This is a genomic window from Microbacterium sp. UBA3486 (assembly GCF_002377845.1).
GTDB lineage: Bacteria > Actinomycetota > Actinomycetes > Actinomycetales > Microbacteriaceae > Microbacterium > Microbacterium maritypicum_A.
Genome location: NZ_DFQP01000099.1, coordinates 74,610 through 96,403 on the forward strand (window position 1 = coordinate 74,610; position 21,794 = coordinate 96,403).

The window sequence follows — 21,794 nt, forward strand, 5'->3', positions numbered from 1 at the left end:
CCGGCCGTATCTGATGGGCATGCCCTCCCCCCTCCCCGTGCGCGACGGCGTGGGAGCCACACGATTGCACGTGCCCCTCTCCGGCTCGTGGCCCACCGTCGCCGCCTACATGGTCGAGCGCTTCTTCCACCTCGACCCCGAGCGTCTTCTCCAGCGGTTCGACCGCGGCGAGATCGTGCGGGCCGACGGCTCCCCCGTCCCGCGCGACGCCCCGCTCGGCAGCGTCGAATTCGTCTGGTACTACCGCGAACCCGCCGTCGAGACGCGGATCCCCTTCGAGATCGAGGTCCTGCACCAGGACGAGCATCTCGTGATCGTCGACAAGCCGCATTTCCTGCCCACGACTCCCGGCGGCAAGTTCCTGCAGAACTCGGCACTGGTACGCCTGCGCAACCTCCTCGACAATCCCGACCTGGCGCCGATCCACCGCCTGGATCGCGCGACCGCCGGCCTGCTGATGTTCTCGACACGACCGGCGACCCGCGGCGCCTACCAGCTGATGTTCGAGAAGCGGCAGGTGCAGAAGGTGTACGAGGCGGTGTCGGCGCTCCCCGATCACGGCGAGCTCCCCTCGTTCCCGCTCGTCTACCGCAACCACATCGAGAAGCCGCGCGCCCAGGTGCGTGTGCAGGTCGACGATGCCAGGGAGCCGAACGCCGAGACGCTGATCGCGCTGATCGGCAGCGACGATCGCGTGGTGCATACGCTGCTCCGCCCGCACAGCGGCAAGATGCATCAGCTGCGCGTGCACCTGGCCGCCCTCGGCATCGGCATCCTGAACGACCGGTTCTACCCGGAGCTGCTCGACGACCTGCCCGACGACTTCGACCGCCCGCTGCAGCTGCTCGCTCGTGAACTGCGCTTCATCGATCCGCTGAGCGGGACGGAGCGGGTGTTCACCACTCGTCGCACCCTGCAGGAGGCGCCTGTCGACGAGGCTCCCCTCAGCGGCGCATGACCTTGCGGGCCAGGCGGGTTCCGAGCGTCTGCGCCACGTGCACGAAGACGACGATGAGCAGCACGGCCGCCCACATCACCACGGGCTCGAACTGACGACGTCCGTAGGTCAGTGCGAAGTTTCCGAGACCGCCTGCACCGATATAACCCGCCATCGCGGTCATGTCGATGAGGGCGACGATGACGAACGTGTACCCGAGGATGAGCGGCCCCAGGGCCTCCGGGATCACGACGGTGAAGAGCGTCCGCCAGGGGCCGGCCCCCATGGCGCGTGCGGCTTCGATCACTCCGGGTGAGACCCCGACGAGATGCTGTTCGACGATGCGGCCGATCGCGAACATCGAGGCCACGACGAGCGCCACGATCGCGGCGTTCGTGCCGATGCCGCTGCCCACGATGAAACGCGAGAACGGGATCAGCACCGTGATGAGGATCACGAACGGGATGGGACGGAAGAAGTTGATGAAGAGGTTCAGGACTGCGGAGACCGCCCGATTCTGCAGCATCCCTCCCGGCCTGGTGAGGTACAGACCGACGCCGATCAGACCGCCCAGCAGGCCGCCCAGCACCAGCGTGAGAGAGACCATGTAGAGAGTCTCGACAGCAGCCGTCCAGAACTCGGGCCCCAGCTCGATGAGACGATCCATCAGCGCACCTCCTCGCTGTCGATGTCGGACACGTCGACATGTGGGGCGATGCTCGCGAGCGTCTGCTCGATGACACCGTCCTCACCGCGGATCGCGAGAGTGAGGTGTCCGAAGGCACGCCCGCGGATGTCGTTGATGCCCCCGAACACGAGCTCGAATTCCAGTCCCGCGTCGGCGAGCTGGAGAAAGACCTGCGCCTGGGACGGACCGCCGTCACGGAACGAGAACGTCACGAGGCGTCCATCGTGACGTTCACGGAGCACCGCCCGTTCAGACGGAGAGGGCACCCCCTTCACGACCGTGCCGACGAACCGCTGCGAAGCGGCGTGCTGTGGGTTGGAGAAGACCTCGAACACGTCGCCGTGCTCGATGACGCGACCGCGGTCCATGACGGCGACCTTCGTCGCAATCGTCTGGATGACATCCATCTCATGCGTGATCACGACGATCGTCACGCCCTGTTCCTCGTTCACCTTCTTGAGCAGTGCCAGCACCTCGTGCGTGGTCTCCGGGTCGAGCGCGCTGGTCGCCTCGTCTGCGAGGAGGATGGCCGGCCTCGTGGCGAGGGCTCTGGCGATGCCCACACGCTGCTTCTGACCTCCGGAGAGCTGTTCGGGGTATGAACGCGCCTTGTCGCTCAACCCCACGAAGCTGAGCAGCTCGGTGACACGCGCCTCGATGTCGGGCTTCGACCACCCGGCCAGCTTGAGGGGATACGCGACGTTCGCCCGCACGCTCTTCGACGAGAAGAGGTTGAACTGCTGGAAGATCATTCCGATTCCACTGCGCACCCGGCGCAGCTCGCGCTCCGCGAGAGCCGTGATCTCCACGCCATCGACAGTGATCCGTCCCTCGGAGGCAGGCTCCAGAGCATTGATGAGACGCACGAGCGTCGACTTGCCTGCGCCGGAGTATCCGATGATGCCGTAGACATCTCCCTGATCGATCTGCAACGTGACGCCGTCGACCGCCGTGATCTGCTCGTCAGCCCCAGCCGGGGACGGGTATCTCTTCGATACGTTCTCGAGGGACACGATGGGCATGGAGTGCTCCGGTCTTGAAGGGGAAAGGAAGGGCGTGGTCGACCTGCAGACGACGAATCGGGGGGGNNCCCCCCCCCGATTCTCTCAGGTCGACCTGATCAGCTGTTCGCCGCGACGTCCTTCTGAACGTCCTTGAGCAGCGAGGCCAGCTCGTCGGCCGGCGTCTGCAACGTGACGCCGGTGCCGCCCGACGACTTCGCCAGGCCCTCCTGCACGTTCTTGTCGGTCTGGAAGATCTCGACCAGCTTGAGGTAGGTCTCGTTGTCGACGTCTTCGGCGCGCGACGCGAAGATGTTCACGTACTGGAGCGCACTCGGGTCCTCGGGGTCGTCGGTGAAGAGCGCGTCGTCGAACGAGAGCCCCGCGTCCTCCACGAAGTCGTTGTTGATGACGGCTGCTGCGACATCGGGCAGGGCTTCAGGGGTGAGGGCCGCTTCCAGCGCTGTGACCTTGACCTTGGACGTGCTCTCATCGACGTCAGCGAGATCCGAGAAGGCGGTGCCGCCGTCCTTCAGATCGACGAGTCCGGCGGCCTGCAGCACCAGCAGCGCCCTGGCCTGGTTCGAAGCATCATCGGGCACAGCGACGGTCTCGCCTTCCGGGATGTCCTTCACGGAATCGTACTTCGTCGAATAGAGACCCAGCGGGTAGATCTGCGTCGATCCGATCGCCGCGAGATCATCGCCCGATGCCTCGTTGTACTGAGCCAGATACACGATGTGCTGGAACTGGTTGAGGTCCACCTCGCCCTCGCTCAACGCAGGGTTCGGAAGCTCGTACGAACCGAAATCGACGAGCTCGACCGTGATGCCTTCCGCCGCAGCCGCATCCACGAACGCGGGCCACTGCGGATCGCTCTCACCGACGACGCCGATCTTGACGACCTCGTTCTCGGACGATCCCTCACTGCCGGATCCGGCATCGGACGACCCCGTGGCGCACCCGGTGAGTGCGACGAAGAGCGGGACCGCGGCGAGCGCGGCCAGGATGGAAGTGGTACGGCGTGACATGTGAAGGAGTTCCTCTCTTGGGGGACTCGAATACGTTAGGCAGGCCGCGCGACGCACGCGGAATCGAGTGTCACACGGCGTCACAGCGACAGGTCGACCGTCTTCACCCGACTCGGATCGACCGCGCACGCCTGTGCCCTGGCCGTCCGTCATCGAACGACACAGTCGGCGACGGCGAGAAACAGTCGGCGACAGCAGGACACAGTCGGCGACAGCAATCGCACCGTGTGTTCTGCTCGACGCACTCGAAAGAGTGTCGGTGCCGTCCGGCACCGATCCAACGACCGGAGACGTCATGAAAACACGAAAGAAAGTCGCACTCGCCACGGCCACCGCGGTACTTCTGTCCTTCTCGCTGCCCGCCGCCGCTCACGCGGCGACAGAGGAGCATCTGTACGCGAACTCGACAGTCGTCGTCACGGATGTGAGGACCGGAGCGATCGTGTATCAGCAGTCGGAGCGGATCCCTGTGGATACGAACAGCACGTCGGCCACGATCGAGGCGCGTATCCCTTCGACCGAATCATCAGCTGCTCCAACTGAGCCGGGCATCATCGCCCCGCGGTCCTCCGTCGGCGGGAATCACGATAACGGTTCGGTCAAGTCGTCGATCACGATCCAGTACACCTTGAAGGGCGATCAGATTCGGACAGAGAAGGTCACGGGCAGCTGGACGCCCGACCCGGGGTTCGGGCTCAAAGAGCGGAAGGTGGAGATCTACAGCGGCGGTGGAGTGCCGTCGATCATCAAGAAGGCGCCGACGGCGAACAGCTATAGCTACAACACCGGATGGGGCTTCCAGATCAAGCCACCGCAGAACTCCCTCACCTCCCCACGGGTGCTGGCCGAGGTGAAGTACCAGCTCTCGGGGACGGGCAGTGCGTGGCTGAAGCTGACGCACTGGGTCGACCTGTCCGGTATCTGATCCCGTGGTGAGGAGGGTCCGAGCAGTGTTCGCACACTCGGACCCTTCTCTCACCTCACACGCGGAAGCGTGCGGCACACAGCGTCACAGCTGGCGCGAAGAGCGCGGTGCGCGCAACGCCAGCTTTCCCACGTAATGGCTTCGCAGCGCGTGGTGCGCCTGGGCGACCTCGGCCGCGTCGAACACCTGCGCCACGTGCGGGGCGATGAGACTGGACTCGATGATCTCGTTCAGACGCTGCAGCGCCGCTCGGCTGCGGTCGCCGTCGTAGAACGACACACGCTCGACGACCTCGGCCGACGGTGGCGGATTCACACCGTGCGCCCACGCGATGCGCCCCGACGGTGCCACCCCGCGCAGCGCATCCTCGGCCGCCCGACCTCCGGCGGTGACGAGTGCGCCGTCGAGGCCCTCCGGAGCGAAGCTCTCGATGGCCGCCATCACGTCGTCCCGCCTCCCGTCGACGACGACATCGGCGCCGAGGCCCCCGGCCAGCGACACGCCGTCCTGTCCTGAGGCGACCGCGAACACCCGGAGTCCACGGTGTTTGGCGAGCTGCACCGCGAGGTGACCGATCCCTCCGCTCGCGCCGAAGATCATCACGGCGTCTCCGGGGCGCGCATCGATCGTGTCGAGTCCGCTCGTGGCCGTCAGTGCGTCCCAGGCGAGCACTCCGGCCTGCTCGTCGGTCAGCCGCGCGGGCACCGGGGCGACATGCTCCTGGTCGACCACCGCATACTCGGCGTAGAACCCGCCTCGCGGGACGGGGGTCGACGCGGCGTACACCCGATCCCCCGGGGCGAAGCGCGTCACGTCGGCGCCGACCGCCTCGACCGTTCCCGCCCCTTCCCACCCGAGGATGTAGGGGAAGGTCGACGGCACGCCGAAAGCTCCCTCGTAGTGGCCTTCGCGCTCCTCCCGATCCCATGACCCGATGCCGGCGACATCGATGCGGATGAGTACATCACCTTCGCCGACCGCGGGGATCGGAACCGACTGTTCACGCAGCTCCCCCTCGTCGCCGAATCGATCGAGAATGATGGCTCTCATCTTGGTGGGCATCGGTCTCCTCGTTGTCAGGCGGATCGTTCTGGCGGGTGCGCGCCGTCGTCTCGATGCGCTCCGACGGCGGTGTCGTCCGCTCGGGTGTTCAGTCGTACTCCTCGATCCCCTGCAGGCGCACCTGCTCGAGGTCGAGTCGGGCGGAGATGCGGCGCACGACGATGTCGTCGACCGTGCCGGCGCCGCGCAGCCCGAGGAGGACCTCACGCTTGCGGTCGATGAGGGCGAGCTTGAGTCGCGTGTGCTCCTCATGCCGGATCAGCGGTGAGCGCTGCGCGAGGTCGACATCGGTCGAGGTCGCGATCATCTGCAGCACCGTGCCGTCGGTGCCCTCCCCCTCCGTCGCCTGCGAGGTTCCGCCTCCCGTGGTGGGGTCGTCTCCGATGTCGGCGGTTCCGGCACCGAGGGGGTCGGGCTCGCCGAGCATCTCGTCGAGAGCATCGGCTTCCGCGTCGACGAGGGCCTGCTCGCGGGCCAACGACCGGGCGTTCGCGAACTCGAGCATCTGATAGCCCTCCGACCGCACGCGATCGAGGACTTCCTGACCCACGCCGTGCTCAGCCGCGAGGTCGTCGAGAGCGGCGAGCGCCGCCCCGGAGATCGCCCGCTCGGCGAGTTCGTATTCCTCGTCCTCGACGTGGTCGACGGGGAACCGCGCCCACCGCACGATCGCGGGCAGGAGCGGCCCCTGCACGAGCAGACTCAGCAGGATGACGCCGGCGGTCACGAACACGATCTCATCGCGTCCGTTGATGGCCCCACCCTCTGTGATGCTCGTGGGGACCGACAGCGCGATCGCGAGCGAGACGGCGCCGCGCATACCGGCGACGGTGGAGACGACTCTGGCCCGTGCCCTGGCGCCGCGTGCGGGTCTCGGCCCGGCCTGACGCTGGAACAGCACGTTCACCAGCTGGAACAGGTAGCGCACGGCCAGCAGCGTCGCCCAGACGGCGAGCGTGATGAGCACCAGGCGACCGATCGCCGCCGCGGAGATCTCATGCACGACGTACTGCACCTCGAGCCCGATCAGGACGAACAGGGCGCCGTTGAGCAGGAAGACGCCGAACGGCCACGCCGCATCGGCCTGCCGCCGGGAAGAGGCCGTCGTGACCCTCGGCGACACGTAGGCGACGATGAGACCCGCGACCACGACCGCCAGCACACCGGAGGCGTGCACCATCTCGGCGACGAGGAACGCTGTGAAGGGGATCAGGAGCAGAGCGACGTTGATCACGATCGTCGACGACGTGCGCCGCAGCAGCAGGTAGCCGAGCGCCGCGACGACGACGCCGGCCGCGATGCCGCCGACATAGGAGACCAGCACGTCGAGCGTGACCGACAGCGGGGTGATCTGGCCGCCGAGGGCGAGCGACACCGCGATGGCGTACAGCACCAGGGCCGTGCCGTCGTTGGTCAGGCTCTCGGCCTTGAGCTTCATGAACATGCGGCGCGGCAGCAGACGCCCGAGGGCGGCGACAGCCGTGGCATCCGGTGGCGCGACCGCGGCACCCAGGATGAGGGCGATCTCCCACGGCATCCCGAACAGCACTCCGATACCGGCGACCGCGAACGCCGAGGCGACGACCAGCACCGTGCTCATCGGCAGGATGTAGCGGAAGTCACGGCGGATCGACCGCAGAGACGTGGTGAGGCTCTCCCAGAAGAGCATCACCGGCAGGAACAGCAGCAGCACCGTCTCGGGAGGCAGCTGCACTTCGCGCAGCGGAGGCACGAACCCCAGCAGCAGTCCGAAGATGACGAGGACGAGGGGCAGCGCGAGACGCACGCGCGGGGCGATCAGGGTTCCGACGAGAATCGTGAGTCCGAGCAGGACAGTTACTTCGAGGCCTTCCATCCCTACCTCCCAACAGCGTTGAGAGAAGGATATTCCTCCGTCAGCCGATCTCCTCGGTGAGTTCGAACCAGCGCAGCTCCAGCTCCTCGATCTCGGCCTGCTGCTCGCTGATCTTCTTCATCCGGTCGCCGAGGCCCGCATAGTCGGACTGGTCGTGGTCCGCCAGCGCGGTCTTGGCGGCGTTCACCTGCTGCGTGAGCTTCTGGATGCGGCGCTCGAGGGCCGACACCTCCTTCTGCGCTGTGCGCAGGGCCGCGCCGTCGAGCCCCCTGGCCGTCGCCGTCGCTGCGGCCGTCGCTGCGGCCGTCGCGGTCTGCTTCGACCCCGTGGAGGACTGCAGGTGACGCAGTCGCAGATACTCGTCGACCCCGCCCGGGAGGTGACGCAGGTGACCGTCGAGGATCGCGTACTGCTGGTCGGTGACGCGCTCCAGGAAGTACCGGTCGTGGCTGACGACCAGGAGCGTGCCCGACCAGGAGTCGAGAAGGTCCTCGATCGCGGCGAGCATGTCGGTGTCGAGGTCGTTGGTCGGCTCGTCGAGGATCAGCACGTTCGGCTGGTCGAGCAGCACGAGAAGCAGCTGCAGGCGACGCTGCTGTCCACCCGAGAGATCCTTGACCGGAGTGGAGAGCTGGGCGGAGTCGAACCCGAGCCGTTCGAGCAGCTGCCCGGGCGTGAGGTCCTGCGCCTTGGAGCCGGCCCCCATCGTGTAGGAGGTGCGCAGGCCCGAGATGATCACACGCACCGGATCGTTCCAGTGCTGGGTGAGCTCGTCGAGCCGCTGCGTGAGGGTCTGCACCTTCACGGTCGTACCGCGCTTGACCCGTCCGACGGTCGGCTCCACGGTGCCGGAGATGAGGCCGAGCAGCGTCGACTTGCCGGCGCCGTTCACACCGAGGATCCCGGTGCGCTCCCCCGGTGCGATGCGCCACTCGATGTCGCGCAGCACGACCTTCTCGCCGCCGTCCGACGTCGGGTAGGTCACTCCGACGTCGAGCAGGTCGACCACGTCTTTCCCGAGTCGCGAGACGGCGAGCGACTGCAGCGACACCTTGTCGCGGATCTCGGGGACGTCGGCGATGAGCTCATTGGCCGCGTCGATGCGGAACTTCGGCTTGGCCGTACGGGCCGGAGCGCCACGGCGGAGCCACGCGAGCTCCTTCTTGGCGAGGTTCTGACGCTTCGCCTCGGTCGCGGCCGCCATGCGGTCGCGCTCGACGCGCTGCAGGATGTACGCCGCGTAGCCACCCTCGAAGGGCTCGACGATGCGGTCGTGCACCTCCCAGGTCTCGGTGCTGATCTCGTCGAGGAACCACCTGTCGTGGGTCACGACCATGAGAGCGCCCGAGTTCGGCGACCAGCGCTTCTTGAGATGTCCGGCGAGCCAGGTGATCGCCTCGACGTCGAGATGGTTGGTCGGCTCGTCGAGGGCGATGACGTCCCAGTCTCCGGTGAGGAGCTTCGCGAGCGAGACCCGACGCCGCTGCCCACCGCTGAGCGAACCGATCTCGGCGTCCCACGGGAGGTCGGTGAGCAGCCCTTCGATCACGTCGCGGATCCGCGCATCGCCCGCCCACTCGTACTCCGGGGTCTCACCGACGACCGCCGCACTGATGGTGAGGTCGTCGGGCAGGTTGTCGGCCTGGTCGAGCACGCCGATGCGCGTTCCCCCGCGCACCGTGACGCGTCCGGAATTCGGCTCCTTGATGCCTGCCAGCATGCCGAGGAGGCTGGACTTGCCGTCGCCGTTGCGGCCGACGATGCCGATGCGGTCGCCCTCCTCGATGCCGAGGGTCACGGAGTCGAAGACGACCCTGGTCGGGTATTCGAGGTGGAGGGCTTCAGCCCCGAGAAGATGTGCCATGTTCCTTCCAGGGTAGCCGCGTGCGACGATCCGGCCGGCCGTTGCCCGGAAGGTAGCCTCCGACCGACGTCGCCCGATCTAGGATCGACGGGTGCCAAGGAATCGCCGGGTGTTCTCGCTCATGCTCGACAGTCGCAAGGCGAAGCTGATGGAGTCGAAGAGACGACCCGGTCGCTTCGAGCTCAGCGTCGATGGGATTCCGCAGTCCGTCGTCTCGATGACCGATCCCACCACGCTCGAATACGCCTACATCCAGCACATCGCCAGAGCGATGGACGCCGCGGCGGAGCCCGGTGCCCCGCTGTTCACCGTGCATCTGGGCGCCGGAGCACTCACGCTGGCTCGCTACGTCGCGGCCACGCGTGCCGGGTCCTCGCAGCTCGCGGTGGAGTTCGAACCCGCCCTCTACACCGCCGTGGTCGCCGCCCTGCCACTGCCCTCCGGCACCGATCTGCGCGTCATCTTCGGCGATGCACGAGCGGTCGCAGACGCGGATCTCCCCGACGAGAAGCGCTCGTCGGGGCCCTCGTCCTCTGTCCCCGCGGTCGCCGCGGCTGCAGCGGAGAGCACCGCGATCGACACCGACTGGGTGGATGCGCAGTTCACCGTCGTGGATCTGTGGGATGCCGCTGTCATCCGACATCGTGTGGCCAGCCAGGAGTTCTACCGCCGCGTCGCCGCACGCTCCGCCGCGGCGGGCGTCGTGGCCGTGAACCTGCTCGACGGGCACCCGTTCGAGTACTCACGACGACAGGCGGCCACCCTGCGCACCGTGTTCGACCACGTCGCCGTCGTCCTCGACGCCGAACCGGAGGATGATGAAGGGCCACTGGGCAACGTCGTCATCTTCGCGAGCGATGAGCCGCTGAGCATCGTGACGATCCCCGAGCTTCTCGGCCCGCCACGACCTCATATGCTCCACGACGATTCTCTGACGTCGTGGATCGCCGAAGCGCGCATCATGACCGATGCCGACGGCACGGACTCCCCCGACCCCGACGATCCGATCTGGGACTAGCCCCGGCGCGACCGCCTCGTCAGCCCGCCTCGTCAGCCCGCCTCGGTCGCTGCATCGGCCGTGACGGCCGGTGCGGTGACCGACCCCGCCGTGCGGAGGAACACGATGATCCAACTGAAGATCAGCACGGCGGCGATCAGCTCGACAGCGGTGAGGTTGTAGTAGCCGACCGCGAAGAAGGCAGCGAGCAGGATGATCACCAGCACGTAGATCCACCCGAACGCCACGAACACACGAGGGATGGTCGGCAGGAACCACGGCAGGCCGACCACGACGATCCCGAACACCACGGTCATACCCGTCGCGACGGTGTTGTGCAGGAGGAAGAACTCGTCCACCGGGAAGATACCGACGCACGCGAGGAAGATGCCCATCAGGATCAGTCCGCCGCGCACCATGAAGCGTCCTCGCCGTTCCTCCGGGCTCTCGGCCGGGAGCCCCGCGGTCGCGTAGCGGGAGATCGTCGTGATCATCACCCCGGCGATGACCAGCGTCACATTGAACGCGACCGATGCGCTGTTGGTGCTCATGCCGAGCGCTGACAGGTTGTCGCGCCACCAGTGCACGTCGCTGGAGGCGAGCATGCTGGCGAATGCGCCGACCACGAGGAAGACGGCGAGCACCAGCGACAGCACCATCGGGGTCAGGGCGACGGCACTGAGGAAACAGACGTATCCGGTCAGCGCGAAGGCGACCGCCACCAGGATGGCGCCGGGGAACGGGAACACCGGGGCATCGGTGAAGCTCCGCTCGAGGAGCTCGGCGACGCCGAGCCAGCCGAGGTACGCGATGGCCGCATGGGCGAAGGCGATGGCGGTGAGGTCGTACCACCGCAGCCGATCCCCCGGCACGCTGAACCCGTCGCGCGCCGCGCGGGGGTCGGGCTGCGCGGGTCGCACGGCGAGGCGCCCGAGGGTGAAGGCGATGACCGCGGTGATCGCGCCCCCGTACGCCGCGAAGACTCCGATCGAGCCGCTGCCGCTGATCGCCAGGTCGTGGCCCCAGAAGACCGGGAGTCCGATCAGGAATCCTGCGACGAAGAAACCGGCGCCGACGATCAGCGCCGTCGCCTCGAAGACGGCCTCCGCCGTCGCCGGGCCGCGCACCTGACGCAGCACCTGCATCACCCTGCTCGCGAGTGCGTTCATCCTCGTCCTTCCCGGTCCACATCCTAGAAGCCGCGCACGCCGCGCACCGGCCTGCGCGCGCCCGTGCGTTCGTCGCGTGTGCGACTAGCCTGGACGGGTGACCCAGACCATCGCCGCCCGCGCCGCCCTCCTCGACATGGACGGCACCCTCGTCGACTCGACCGCCGTCGTGGAACGGCTGTGGCTCGCATGGGCAGAGCCGCACGGCATCGATCCGGAGACGGTGCTGCGCACCGTGCACGGGCGACAGGGCCATCAGAGCATGGCGATCATGCTTCCGGAGCGCGATCATGCGATCAACCTCCACGAGAACGACATCATGCTCGCGAACGAGGCGGGTGACGTCGACGGAGTGATCGAGATCCCCGGCGCACGTGCGCTGCTCGATGCGCTGCGGCCCTTCCCGCACGCGATCGTCACCTCCGCGAACGTCGCACTCATGACCGCACGGATGCGGGCCGCGGGCCTCGCCGTTCCCGCACAGAAGGTCACGGCCGAGGATGTGTCCGCCTCCAAGCCCGACCCCGAAGGGTTCCTCCGCGCGGCAGAGCTGCTCGGGATCGCTCCGGCGGATTGTGTCGTGTTCGAAGACTCCGGTGCGGGCATCCAGGCGGGCCTCGCTGCGGGAATGCGCGTCGTCGGCGTGGGCACGCACGCCGCGGCCCACCACCCGACCGTCCTGGTCACGGACCTCTCCCAGGTCGCTGTCTCCCCCACGGCCGACGGGTTCGAGCTCACGATCGGCTGACGTCGCCCGCTCCTCCCGCCGACCCTTCACGATCTGCCCGCGCCGCTACGATGAGGCGATGCGACGTTTCCCCGCCTCGGTCTACGAAACCGGTGAGGAGCCCGATCCGCGCTTCTCCCTCGCGAACGAGCGGACGTTTCTCGCCTGGACGCGCACCGGGCTCGCGCTGATCGCCGGTGGCGTCGCCCTCGAGGTACTCGGCCTCGACCTCCATGCCGGCTTCCGTCTCGCGGCCTCGCTGGTGCTGATCATCTCCGGCACTGCCGTCGCACCGCTGGCCTGGTGGGAGTGGATGCGCGCCGAACGTGCGATGCGTCGCTCCCGCCCACTGCCCGGAGCATTCTCTGCCGTGGTGCTCGCGATCGTGGTGACGGTCGTCGGCCTGCTCGTCCTGGCCGGGGTGCTCTGGCGGTGACGGCTCGCAGGTCGGATGCCGGACGACCGGATGCTCCGGGGCCACACGCACTGGGGCCTTTCGATCCGGGCCTGCAACCCGAGCGCACCGAACTCGCCTGGCGCCGCACGGCCCTCGCGATCGCCATCGGCTCGCTGGTGTCGCTGCGCATCTTCCCTCTGCTGTTACCGCCCGCCTTCACCGCATGGGGGTTCGTCCCCGGTGCTGTCGGCCTCGTGGCGGCCTGCGCCCTCTGGTTCGCGGCACGCCGACGTCAGCTGCGGATGACCGCATGGCTGCACTCGACGCTTCCGGGCGCGACGCCGCCGGGCTCGACGCGGATCACGGCGCCCGGCGGAGGGCTGCTCATCGCCCTCACCGCTCTCGCAACGGCATTCGGGGTTTTGTGCATCGGGATCGTCGTCGTGTCGTCGTTCGTTCAGTTCCGCGGATAGTCCTCGAAGATCAGCGTCGTCCTCGTCGAGCGGATCGAGGGGATCGCCTGGATGTCCTCCAGCACGATGCGACGCAGATCGCGGGCGTCGTTCGCACGCACCAGCAGGATCACGTCGAAGTCGCCACCGACCAGCGCCATGTGCTCGATCTCGGGTATCGAGCGCAGCCGTTCGCTCACCGCCTGCCAGGTCGCCTGCTCGATCGCGAGGGTCACGTAGGCACTGGCGTGGTGCCCGAGCAGCACAGGGTCGGTGCGCACCGTGTACCCCGTGATGACGCCTGTGTCGGTGAGCCGTTTGATCCTCGCGTGCGCACCGGCGCGCGAGATGTGCACGGCATCCGCGATCGCGGTCATCGACGCGCGCGCATCCTGACGCAGTTCCTCGAGGATTGCCCGATCCGTCTCATCCAGAGCGACCATGCGACCCCTTCCTCGATGCAGAATTTCTGACGCTTCGCTCAAGAATGCCTCATGTGGCGCGCTTTCATCCACGATTCCGCAAAAGATCTTGGATGAGTGACACCCCACAGGCATGCTGTCCTCATCGAGTTCGGCAAGGAGGGCGAACGCATGCTGCACACCGACCTGCTCCCGCGCGACACCGCGGTGCAACTGATCGACGACGACGGAACGGCCGTCGCCGACGAGCGGTATGCGCTCCCGGATCCGGACACCCTGCTCGCGGCGTACCGCGGCCTCGTCGAGGGCCGGCGCATCAACGATCAGGCCGGAGCCCTCGTGCGCCAGGGCCGCCTCGCCGTCTATCCGTCATCGCACGGGCAGGAAGCCTGCCAGGTCGGTGCCGCCATGTCGCTCGGCGCCACGGATTGGCTGTTCCCCACCTATCGCGACTCGGTCGCCGTCATCGCGCGCGGTGTCGACCCCGCCGATGCGATGGTGCTCCTCAAGGGCGACTGGCATTCGGGGTACGACGTGCGCGCACACCGCGTCGCCCCGCAGGCCACTCCGCTCGCCACCCAGCTGCTGCACGCCGTCGGCTTCGCCCAGGCGGCGAAGCATCGGGGCGAGGACACGGTCGTCCTCGCGCTCTGCGGCGACGGCGCCACCAGTGAGGGCGACTTCCACGAAGCCATGAACTTCGCCGCGGTGTTCCACGTCCCCGTGGTCTTCTTCGTGCAGAACAACGAGTTCGCGATCTCGGTCCCGCTCTCTCGCCAGACGGCCGCCCCCTCGCTCGCCCACAAGGCCATCGGCTACGGGATGCCCGGGCAGCGGGTCGACGGCAACGACGTCGCCGCCGTGGTCGCCGTGCTCGACGAGGCCATGTCTCGCGCCCGCGCCGGCGGAGGGCCGAGCCTCGTCGAGGCGCACACATATCGGATGCAGGCGCACACCAACGCCGACGACGACACCCGCTACCGGGAGCGCGACGAGGTGCAGGCCTGGATCGCCCGTGACCCGCTGCTGCGCCTTCGGGCGCACCTGACCGCCACCGGCGCGCTCGACACCGCGACCGAGGAGCGCTTCGCCTCGGGAGCCGAGGAGATCGCCGCAGCGATGCGGACCGCGTTGAACACCGACGCCGACCTCGACCCCGAAGACCTGTTCCGCTTCGTGACCGAGACCCGATCCTCTCAGCTCCACGAGCAGTGGGACCTGCTGCGCGGCGAGATCGAACGGTCGCGTCTCACCGATGCCGGAGCCGGAGCCGGAGCCGGAGCCGGAGCCGGAGCCGCGATGAACGGAGCACGCCGATGACGATCGCACAGGACGACACCCGCACCGAGAGCGAAGCCGCCACGGTGACGACGATGACGATGGCCGCCGCGTTGAACCGCGCCCTGGCCGATGCCATCGAGTCCGATCCCGATGTCGTGGTGTTCGGCGAAGACGTGGGCGCGCTGGGCGGCGTCTTCCGCATCACCGACGGTCTCACCGCCCGGTTCGGCGAAGAGCGCTGCTTCGACACCCCGCTCGCGGAATCCGGCATCGTCGGCACCGCTGTCGGCATGGCCATGAACGGCCTTCGTCCCGTGGTCGAGATGCAGTTCGATGCGTTCGCGCTCCCCGCCTTCGAGCAGGTCGTCAGCCACGTCGCCAAACTCGGCAACCGCACCCGGGGCGGCATGCGGATGCCGTTGGTGATCCGCATCCCCTTCGGCGGCGGCATCGGCGGGGTGGAGCATCACTGCGACTCGTCCGAGGCCTACTACGCGCACACGCCCGGCCTCACGGTCGTCAGCCCGTCCACTCCGCAGGATGCCTACTCACTGCTGCGTGCGGCGATCGCCTCCCCCGACCCGGTGGTCTTCCTCGAACCGAAGAAGCTCTACTGGGCCAAGGGCGAGGTCGACACCTCGGTCACCGCCGACCTCGGAACGGCCCGAATCGCTCGTGAGGGTTCCGATGTGACGCTCCTGGCATACGGGTCATCGGTTCCGCTCGCGCTCGACGTCGCCGACGTCGCCGCCGCCGAGGGGCGCAGCGTGCAGGTCGTCGACGTGCGCTCGCTCTCGCCGTTCGACGATGCGACGGTGACGGCCGCCGTGAAGTCGACCGGCCGCGCCGTGGTCATCGCCGAGGCCCCGGGATACGTGAGCGTCGCATCCGAGATCCAGGCTCGCGTCTTCGAGCGCTGCTTCGAGTACCTCGCAGCTCCCGTGCGACGGGTGACCGGCTTCGACACTCCGTATGCCCCGCCGAAGCTCGAGCACTGGTACCTGCCCGACGTCGATCGCGTGCTCGACGCGATCGACACGCTGCACTGGGAGGACGACGCATGAGCACCCCGCTGAAGCCGCACGCCGGCACGCAGGTGTTCCTCCTGCCCGACCTCGGCGAAGGCCTCACCGAGGCCGGACTCGTGCAGTGGCTCGTGTCCGTGGGAGACACCATCACGACCGATCAGCCGATCGCCGAGGTCGAGACCGCGAAGAGCATCGTCGAGCTGCCGTCACCGTTCGCCGGCATCGTCACTGCACTGCACGGCACCGCCGGCGACACGATCGACGTCGGTGCCCCCGTGCTCGAGGTGGCGGACTCCCTGCCGTCTCCGGCCGCGCTCACCGCCGAACCGGCGCAGCCCGAGCACGAGGCCTACCGCGAAGAGGAGCGCGCGGGTTCGGGGAACGTGCTCATCGGCTACGGCACCACCGCGCGTCCCACCATGGGGCGACGCCGTCCGTCAGCCGCCTCGGTGTCTGCGCCTCGGTCACCGGCGACAGCATCGACCCCCACGCCGACCGCGGTCCCTTCCGCCCCGAGCACCCCCGCGACTCCTCCTCCGTCGCGATCGGCCGACCGCAGACCTGTCGCTGTCCGCTCCCCGCTCGTTCGCAGACTCGCTCGGGACCTCGGTCTCGACGTGCACTCGATCGCCGCGACCGGCACCGACGGCGCCGTGACGCGCGCAGACGTGCTGCGGGCCGCCGTCGAGAACGCCGTCGACACTGCCGTCGACGCTGCCGTGGACACTGCCGCCGCGCACCATGACGGCTCCACCGCAGGCGTCGGCACGCCCGGACACCCGCTCGCCGAGACGGTCGACGGCCTCGGGGTGCTCTCCCGCGAGCGGATGTCGCCGTTGCGTCGGGCTGTGAGCGCGAAGCTCACCCGCAGCCGATCCGAGATCCCCGAAGCCACTGTCTGGGTCGACGTCGACGCCACCGCGCTGTGGGACCTGCGTTCGCAGATGGCACCGGAGGGTGGCAAGGCTCCGTCGGTGACCGCGCTCCTCGCACGTTTCGTGCTGCTGGCCCTCGAGGACTATCCCGTGCTCGCATCGCGCCTCAGCGAGAGCGGGGACGAGATCATCTCGTTCGACGGCGTCAACCTCGGCATCGCGGCAGACACCGAACGGGGGCTCCTGGTTCCGGTGGTCCCCTGCGCGCACGCCCTCACCGTCGCGCAGCTCGACACCGCGCTGCGCGAGCTCACCACCACGGCCCGCGCCGGGACGATGCCGCCGGAGCGCCTGCGGGGATCGACGTTCACCCTCAACAACTACGGCGGCCTCGGGGTCGATGGATCGGCCGCGATCATCAACCACCCCGATGTGGCGATCCTCGGCATCGGGCGGATCATCGAGCGACCGTGGGTCGTGGAGGGGGCGATCGTGGCGCGCCGGATCGTGCAGCTCTCCCTCGCGTTCGACCACCGGGTGTGCGACGGCGGCTACGCCGCGGGCTTCCTGCGGCGGGTGACCGAGCTCATCGAGCATCCGCTGCGCGCGTTCGGGAGGGTCTGACGGAGAAGTCCTGAATTCTCGATTCCGCGGATGACGATGCGCTACGCTCGGCAATTACTGACCGACCATTCGGTCATGAATAACCGGAGTGCTTCATCGCCCTCTCCCCTCGGAATCGCAGAACAACGGAGTTCGCATGACGTCAGCAGTGTCCGACCGCACCTCGTCCGCACGAATGCCCGCCGAAGAACGGAGGGTGCTCGCCGGCACCCTCGTCGGCACGTCGATCGAGTGGTACGACTTCTTCATCTACGCCCAGGCCGCAGGGCTGGTCCTCGCGCCCCTGTTCCTCGCCCCCATCGCCGAGGAGAGTCCCGGCTTCGCGCAGGTGCTCTCCTTCGCCACGATCGGCATCTCGTTCCTCTTCCGCCCCCTGGGGGCGATCGTCGCCGGCCACCTCGGCGACAAGCTCGGGCGCAAGAAGATGCTCGTGCTCACACTCATCATGATGGGACTGTCCACGTCTCTGATCGGTCTCCTGCCGACGTACGCGGCCATCGGCGTGGCCGCGCCCATCCTGCTCATCCTGCTCCGCATCGTGCAGGGGTTCTCCGCGGGTGGCGAGTGGGGCGGCGCGGCATTGATGGCAGTCGAGCATGCACCGAACCACCGACGAGGGCTCTTCGGTGCCTTTCCGCAGATCGGCGTGCCTGTCGGCATGATCCTCGCGACCTCGACACTGTGGGTGCTCACCAGCTCGATGTCGCCCGAGGCCTTCCTCGAGTGGGGGTGGCGCATCCCGTTCCTGCTCTCGATCGTGCTCATCGCTGTCGGTTACGTGATCCGTCGCGCGGTCGACGAGAGCCCGGTCTTCGAGGATCTGCGACGTCGCCGCAAGGAGGCCTCCGCCCCGCTGAGCCGCCTGTTCCGCCAGAACACCAAGCAGGTCGTCCTGACCGCGATCATCTTCATCGCGAACAACGCGGCGGGCTACCTGCTCATCGCCTTCTTCGCGACCTACGCCGTCACGACGCTGGGCATGGAACGTCCGCCGGTGCTGCTGGCGACGACGCTCGCCTCGTTCGGCTGGCTCGTCTTCACCCTGTGGGGCGGACATCTCTCCGATCGACTCGGCCGCATCCGCACCTTCCAGATCGGCTACGTGGCGCTCGCGCTCTGGGCGGTGCCGATGTGGTTCCTGATCGATACCGCGAACATCCTCTGGTACTTCGTGGCGCTGTTCGTGATGACGTTCGCCCTCGGTTTGTCGTACGGCCCTCAGGCCGCCCTCTACGCGGAGATGTTCCCCGCGAACGTGCGCTATTCGGGCGTCTCGATCGGGTACGCCCTCGGCGCCATCCTCGGCGGAGCCTTCGCACCGATGATCGCCGAGGCTCTGATGAACCAGTTCCACGCGGCATGGACGATCGGCATCTACATCGCGGTGGCCGCCGTGATCTCGCTCATCGGCGTCTCGCTCGTCAAAGAGACGAAGGGCGTGGACCTGCACACCTGACGAACCGATCGACGACGCGGGATCGCGGTGGTCACCGCGCCTGTGCCATAATTACCGGACGATCGGTCAGTAATTCGGGCCGATCGTCCGGACAGACCGATCAGCCGGACGACGGTCGCCGTCGAGACAACGAAGTCAGGAGTTCCGCATGACCGAGGCATATCTCGTCGGAGGCGTACGCACCCCGGTCGGACGCTACGGCGGCGCCCTCGCCTCCGTGCGCCCCGACGACCTCGCATCGATCGTCGTGCGCGAAGCGGTGCGGCGCGCGGGGATCGACCCCCTGCAGGCGGAGATCGACGAGGTGATCCTCGGTGCGGCCAACCAGGCCGGGGAAGACAACCGCAACGTCGCCCGGATGGCCGTCCTGCTCGCGGGCCTCCCCGACACCGTGCCCGGCATCACGGTCAACCGGCTGTGCGCCTCGGGGATGTCGGCCGTCACGATGGCAGCGCAGGCCATCCGCGCCGGTGATGCCGACCTCATCGTCGCCGGCGGCGTCGAGTCGATGACACGCGCCCCCTGGGTGCAGGCCAAACCGGAGAAGGCCTGGGCGAAGCCGGGCGCTGCCTTCGACACCTCGATCGGCTGGAGATTCCCGAACCCCCGCCTGCTCGCACGAGAGAAGGCGACGTTCACGATGCCGGAGACTGCAGAGGAGGTCGCTCGCGTCGACGGCATCACCCGCGAAGAAGCGGATGCGTTCGCACTGCGATCGCAGCAGCGCGCCGCCGCGGCGGTCGCCGACCGACGCTTCGAGGCGGAGATCGTCGGCGTCCCCGTCGACGCCGCCGTCAGCGCCGGTGCGGAGGTCCGCGCGGACGAGGGCCCCCGTCCGGAGACGACCCTCGAGGGACTTGCGCGCCTGCGTCCCGTCGTGGCCGGCGGTCAGGTCGTCACCGCCGGCAACTCCAGCGCCCTCAACGACGGTGCTTCCGCGATCGTCGTGGCGAGCGCGGAAGCCGTCGAGCGCTACGGACTGGTGCCGCGGGCACGTATCGTGGCCGGCACCAGTGCGGGCCTGGCTCCCGAGGTCATGGGCCTCGGCCCGGTTCCTGCGACACAGAAGGCGCTGCGTCGATCCGGGCTCTCCATCGACGACATCGGCTCGATCGAGCTCAACGAGGCGTTCGCCACGCAATCCATCGCCTGCATCAGAAGACTCGGACTCGACGAGTCGCGCGTGAATGCCGACGGCGGAGCCATCGCCCTCGGCCACCCGCTCGGCTCCTCCGGATCCCGTCTGCTCGTCACCCTCCTCGGCCGCATGGAGCGCGAAGGCTCTCGATACGGACTCGCCACCATGTGCGTCGGCGTGGGGCAGGGCGCAGCCGTGATCGTGGAGAAGGTCTGATGGCCGCCGGCCCCCTCGACAGCGGACCGCTCGTCGTCGAGCGTCACGACGACCGCGTGGTGGCGACGCTCCACCGACCGCACAAGCGCAACGCGATCGACCAGGCCACGATCGACGCGATCCACGTGCTGTGCGCCGAACTCGAAGCCGTGCCGCGCCCGCTGATCCTCACCGGGGCCGGAGGAGTGTTCGCCGCGGGCGCCGACATCGCCGAGCTGCGCGAGCGCCGTGCGGCCGATGCGCTTCGTGGGATCAACGCCCACGCGTTCATCCGGCTCGCCGAGCTGCCGATGCCGGTCATCGCCGCGATCGACGGGTACGCCCTCGGTGGAGGAGCCGAACTCGCCTATGCCGCGGACATCCGCATCGCCACGCCATCGCTCGCCATCGGCAACCCCGAGACCGGGCTGGGCATCCTCGCCGCAGCGGGGGCAGGGTGGCGCCTGAAGGAGATCATCGGAGACGCCAGGGCCATCGAGCTGCTGCTCACCGGTCGCACCGTGAAGGCCGATGAGGCGCTGCGCATCGGTCTCGTATCGGCGATCCATGAGACCGCGGAGCTTCTGCCCGCCGCCCATGCCCTCGTCGATCGCATCGCCCGCAACGACCGGGCAGCCACCATCGCGACCAAGCGTGTCTTCCGCGCGCCGCGCGACCACCACCCCGCCGTCGACCTGGAAGCGCAGGCCGAGCTCTTCGAGAGTCCGGAGAAGTTCCGGCGGATGACCGACTTCCTGGAGCGGAGAGACCGATGACCGAGAGCAGTTCCCCGGCCCCGCGACACGTGGGGGTGCTCGGCGGCGGACGCATGGGCGCCGGGATCGCCCACGCATTCCTGCTGGCAGGCTCCCGCGTCACCGTCGTCGAACGCGATGCCGATGCGGCCAGATCGGCATCGGCCCGCGTGCTCGAATCCGTCGACTCCTCGATCGCCAGAGGCACGGCGGGCGAATCCGTCGACCGGTACCGGGAGCGTCTCGCCACGGGCACGGATACGGCGCTGTTCGCGTCGTGCGCGCTCGTCGTCGAGGCGGTGCCGGAAGACCTCGCCCTCAAGATCGATGCGCTCCGACGCGTCGAGGCGGCGATCACGCCCGACGCGGCGATCGCCTCGAACACCTCCTCCATCTCTATCGATGAGCTGGCCGCCGTGCTCGATCACCCCTCACGTTTCCTCGGCATGCACTTCTTCAACCCCGTGCCGGCCTCCGCGCTCGTCGAGATCGTGCGGGGTGCGACCACGGCTCCCCCGCTCGTCGATTCCGCCCGCATCTGGGTGGAGGCGCTGGGCAAGACGCCGATCGTGGTGGCAGATGCCCCCGGATTCGCGTCCTCCCGACTCGGCGTCGCCGTCGGCCTCGAGGCGATCCGCATGCTCGAGGAAGGCGTCGCCTCCGCCGAGGACATCGACGCCGCGATGACGCTCGGATACAAGCACCCGGTCGGTCCGCTCCGGCTCACCGACATCGTCGGCCTCGACGTGCGGCTCGGCATCGCCGAGTACCTCGCCGCGCATCTGGGCGAGCGCTTCGAACCTCCCGCCCTGCTGCGTCGACTGGTCGCCGAGGGGCACCTCGGCCGCAAGAGCGGACGCGGCTTCTACGAATGGGACGCCTCATGAAGGGAACCCTCATGAAGGGAACCCGCAT

General features: G+C 68.3%; 21 protein-coding genes. 13 read left to right on the forward strand and 8 right to left on the reverse strand.

The genetic code is table 11. The annotated features are described in order from the left end of the window. Nucleotides 1-19 precede the first annotated feature (19 nt). Complete coding sequence (locus tag B2869_RS15530) at nucleotides 20-958, forward strand: pseudouridine synthase (protein WP_292768501.1); 939 nt, start codon at nucleotides 20-22, stop codon at nucleotides 956-958. On the opposite strand, the gene B2869_RS15535 is transcribed toward B2869_RS15530, so the two are convergent. The 3 genes from B2869_RS15535 to B2869_RS15545 form a co-directional block, all read right to left on the reverse strand. Further along, nucleotides 945-1,604, reverse strand: coding sequence for a methionine ABC transporter permease (locus B2869_RS15535; protein WP_021198776.1), 660 nt, complete (start codon nucleotides 1,602-1,604; stop codon nucleotides 945-947). The genes B2869_RS15530 and B2869_RS15535 overlap by 14 nt on opposite strands. Next, nucleotides 1,604-2,647, reverse strand: coding sequence for a methionine ABC transporter ATP-binding protein (locus B2869_RS15540; RefSeq protein WP_021198777.1), 1,044 nt, complete (start codon nucleotides 2,645-2,647; stop codon nucleotides 1,604-1,606). Before B2869_RS15540 ends, B2869_RS15535 begins: the two co-directional genes overlap by 1 nt. 98 nt (nucleotides 2,648-2,745) lie before the next feature. Then, nucleotides 2,746-3,657 (reverse strand): MetQ/NlpA family ABC transporter substrate-binding protein, encoded by a 912-nt coding sequence (locus B2869_RS15545; protein ID WP_021198778.1) that lies wholly within the window; start codon nucleotides 3,655-3,657, stop codon nucleotides 2,746-2,748. A gap of 295 nt (nucleotides 3,658-3,952) precedes the next feature. Between B2869_RS15545 and B2869_RS15550 the strand changes: the two genes are divergently transcribed. Next, nucleotides 3,953-4,582, forward strand: coding sequence for a hypothetical protein (locus tag B2869_RS15550; RefSeq protein WP_292768508.1), 630 nt, complete (start codon nucleotides 3,953-3,955; stop codon nucleotides 4,580-4,582). Between the two features lie 84 nt (nucleotides 4,583-4,666). Here B2869_RS15550 and B2869_RS15555 read toward each other — a convergent pair whose 3' ends face one another. The 3 genes from B2869_RS15555 to B2869_RS15565 form a co-directional block, all read right to left on the reverse strand. Continuing rightward, entirely contained in the window at nucleotides 4,667-5,644 is a 978-nt protein-coding gene (locus B2869_RS15555; RefSeq protein WP_292768511.1) for an NADP-dependent oxidoreductase, read from the reverse strand. Between the two features lie 88 nt (nucleotides 5,645-5,732). After that, nucleotides 5,733-7,499, reverse strand: coding sequence for a Na+/H+ antiporter (locus B2869_RS15560; RefSeq protein WP_136025232.1), 1,767 nt, complete (start codon nucleotides 7,497-7,499; stop codon nucleotides 5,733-5,735). Nucleotides 7,500-7,539: 40 nt separating this feature from the next. Further along, nucleotides 7,540-9,363 (reverse strand): ABC-F family ATP-binding cassette domain-containing protein, encoded by a 1,824-nt coding sequence (locus tag B2869_RS15565; RefSeq protein WP_292768514.1) that lies wholly within the window; start codon nucleotides 9,361-9,363, stop codon nucleotides 7,540-7,542. A gap of 91 nt (nucleotides 9,364-9,454) precedes the next feature. Between B2869_RS15565 and B2869_RS15570 the strand changes: the two genes are divergently transcribed. After that, on the forward strand, nucleotides 9,455-10,381 hold the full coding sequence (locus B2869_RS15570; RefSeq protein ID WP_292768517.1) for a hypothetical protein: 927 nt from the start codon (nucleotides 9,455-9,457) through the stop codon (nucleotides 10,379-10,381). A gap of 32 nt (nucleotides 10,382-10,413) precedes the next feature. Here the strand turns inward: B2869_RS15570 and B2869_RS15575 are convergent, their stop codons facing one another. After that, nucleotides 10,414-11,529, reverse strand: a complete 1,116-nt coding sequence (locus B2869_RS15575; RefSeq protein ID WP_292768520.1) for a DUF998 domain-containing protein — start codon at nucleotides 11,527-11,529, stop codon at nucleotides 10,414-10,416. A 97-nt stretch (nucleotides 11,530-11,626) separates the two neighbouring features. Between B2869_RS15575 and B2869_RS15580 the strand changes: the two genes are divergently transcribed. From B2869_RS15580 to B2869_RS15590, 3 genes are read left to right on the forward strand one after another with little or no spacing between them, the layout of a single operon-like run. Further along, nucleotides 11,627-12,277, forward strand: coding sequence for an HAD-IA family hydrolase (locus B2869_RS15580; RefSeq protein WP_292768523.1), 651 nt, complete (start codon nucleotides 11,627-11,629; stop codon nucleotides 12,275-12,277). Between the two features lie 58 nt (nucleotides 12,278-12,335). Beyond that, nucleotides 12,336-12,692, forward strand: a complete 357-nt coding sequence (locus B2869_RS15585) for a YidH family protein (RefSeq protein ID WP_292768526.1) — start codon at nucleotides 12,336-12,338, stop codon at nucleotides 12,690-12,692. Next, complete coding sequence (locus tag B2869_RS15590; RefSeq protein ID WP_292768529.1) at nucleotides 12,689-13,126, forward strand: DUF202 domain-containing protein; 438 nt, start codon at nucleotides 12,689-12,691, stop codon at nucleotides 13,124-13,126. The genes B2869_RS15585 and B2869_RS15590 overlap by 4 nt, the downstream gene beginning before the upstream one ends. Here the strand turns inward: B2869_RS15590 and B2869_RS15595 are convergent. Then, nucleotides 13,111-13,548, reverse strand: a complete 438-nt coding sequence (locus tag B2869_RS15595; protein ID WP_021198788.1) for an Lrp/AsnC family transcriptional regulator — start codon at nucleotides 13,546-13,548, stop codon at nucleotides 13,111-13,113. The genes B2869_RS15590 and B2869_RS15595 overlap by 16 nt on opposite strands. A 150-nt stretch (nucleotides 13,549-13,698) precedes the next feature. Here B2869_RS15595 and B2869_RS15600 point away from each other — a divergent pair, with 150 nt between their 5' ends. From B2869_RS15600 to B2869_RS15630, 7 genes are all read left to right on the forward strand, one after another. Then, nucleotides 13,699-14,847, forward strand: coding sequence for a thiamine pyrophosphate-dependent enzyme (locus B2869_RS15600; RefSeq protein WP_292768558.1), 1,149 nt, complete (start codon nucleotides 13,699-13,701; stop codon nucleotides 14,845-14,847). Beyond that, nucleotides 14,844-15,872 (forward strand): alpha-ketoacid dehydrogenase subunit beta, encoded by a 1,029-nt coding sequence (locus tag B2869_RS15605; protein WP_051667895.1) that lies wholly within the window; start codon nucleotides 14,844-14,846, stop codon nucleotides 15,870-15,872. Before B2869_RS15600 ends, B2869_RS15605 begins: the two co-directional genes overlap by 4 nt. Beyond that, nucleotides 15,869-17,335, forward strand: coding sequence for a dihydrolipoamide acetyltransferase family protein (locus B2869_RS15610; RefSeq protein ID WP_292768534.1), 1,467 nt, complete (start codon nucleotides 15,869-15,871; stop codon nucleotides 17,333-17,335). Before B2869_RS15605 ends, B2869_RS15610 begins: the two co-directional genes overlap by 4 nt. A 136-nt stretch (nucleotides 17,336-17,471) precedes the next feature. Then, nucleotides 17,472-18,791: an MFS transporter gene (locus B2869_RS15615; protein WP_292768537.1), complete on the forward strand. Its 1,320-nt coding sequence runs from the start codon at nucleotides 17,472-17,474 to the stop codon at nucleotides 18,789-18,791. A 148-nt stretch (nucleotides 18,792-18,939) separates the two neighbouring features. Then, nucleotides 18,940-20,145 carry a thiolase family protein gene (locus B2869_RS15620; protein WP_292768540.1) on the forward strand — a complete coding sequence of 402 codons (1,206 nt, stop codon included), beginning with the start codon at nucleotides 18,940-18,942 and terminating at the stop codon, nucleotides 20,143-20,145. Further along, complete coding sequence (locus B2869_RS15625) at nucleotides 20,145-20,900, forward strand: enoyl-CoA hydratase/isomerase family protein (protein WP_029260513.1); 756 nt, start codon at nucleotides 20,145-20,147, stop codon at nucleotides 20,898-20,900. The genes B2869_RS15620 and B2869_RS15625 overlap by 1 nt, the downstream gene beginning before the upstream one ends. After that, nucleotides 20,897-21,766: a 3-hydroxyacyl-CoA dehydrogenase family protein gene (locus B2869_RS15630; protein WP_292768543.1), complete on the forward strand. Its 870-nt coding sequence runs from the start codon at nucleotides 20,897-20,899 to the stop codon at nucleotides 21,764-21,766. The genes B2869_RS15625 and B2869_RS15630 overlap by 4 nt, the downstream gene beginning before the upstream one ends. Nucleotides 21,767-21,794 lie beyond the last annotated feature (28 nt).

Bases quoted from the DNA above. Each gene is read 5' to 3' on its own strand.
- B2869_RS15565 (WP_292768514.1), bottom strand. From the start codon at position 9,363: ATGGCACATCTTCTCGGGGCTGAAGCCCTCCACCTCGAATACCCGACC.
- B2869_RS15575 (WP_292768520.1), bottom strand. From the start codon at position 11,529: ATGAACGCACTCGCGAGCAGGGTGATGCAGGTGCTGCGTCAGGTGCGC.
- B2869_RS15595 (WP_021198788.1), bottom strand. From the start codon at position 13,548: ATGGTCGCTCTGGATGAGACGGATCGGGCAATCCTCGAGGAACTGCGT.
- B2869_RS15530 (WP_292768501.1), top strand. From the start codon at position 20: ATGCCCTCCCCCCTCCCCGTGCGCGACGGCGTGGGAGCCACACGATTG.
- B2869_RS15625 (WP_029260513.1), top strand. From the start codon at position 20,145: ATGGCCGCCGGCCCCCTCGACAGCGGACCGCTCGTCGTCGAGCGTCAC.
- B2869_RS15585 (WP_292768526.1), top strand. From the start codon at position 12,336: ATGCGACGTTTCCCCGCCTCGGTCTACGAAACCGGTGAGGAGCCCGAT.
- B2869_RS15605 (WP_051667895.1), top strand. From the start codon at position 14,844: ATGACGATCGCACAGGACGACACCCGCACCGAGAGCGAAGCCGCCACG.
- B2869_RS15615 (WP_292768537.1), top strand. From the start codon at position 17,472: ATGACGTCAGCAGTGTCCGACCGCACCTCGTCCGCACGAATGCCCGCC.
- B2869_RS15630 (WP_292768543.1), top strand. From the start codon at position 20,897: ATGACCGAGAGCAGTTCCCCGGCCCCGCGACACGTGGGGGTGCTCGGC.
- B2869_RS15620 (WP_292768540.1), top strand. From the start codon at position 18,940: ATGACCGAGGCATATCTCGTCGGAGGCGTACGCACCCCGGTCGGACGC.
- B2869_RS15545 (WP_021198778.1), bottom strand. From the start codon at position 3,657: ATGTCACGCCGTACCACTTCCATCCTGGCCGCGCTCGCCGCGGTCCCG.
- B2869_RS15610 (WP_292768534.1), top strand. From the start codon at position 15,869: ATGAGCACCCCGCTGAAGCCGCACGCCGGCACGCAGGTGTTCCTCCTG.
- B2869_RS15550 (WP_292768508.1), top strand. From the start codon at position 3,953: ATGAAAACACGAAAGAAAGTCGCACTCGCCACGGCCACCGCGGTACTT.
- B2869_RS15560 (WP_136025232.1), bottom strand. From the start codon at position 7,499: ATGGAAGGCCTCGAAGTAACTGTCCTGCTCGGACTCACGATTCTCGTC.
- B2869_RS15600 (WP_292768558.1), top strand. From the start codon at position 13,699: ATGCTGCACACCGACCTGCTCCCGCGCGACACCGCGGTGCAACTGATC.
- B2869_RS15540 (WP_021198777.1), bottom strand. From the start codon at position 2,647: ATGCCCATCGTGTCCCTCGAGAACGTATCGAAGAGATACCCGTCCCCG.
- B2869_RS15555 (WP_292768511.1), bottom strand. From the start codon at position 5,644: ATGCCCACCAAGATGAGAGCCATCATTCTCGATCGATTCGGCGACGAG.
- B2869_RS15535 (WP_021198776.1), bottom strand. From the start codon at position 1,604: ATGGATCGTCTCATCGAGCTGGGGCCCGAGTTCTGGACGGCTGCTGTC.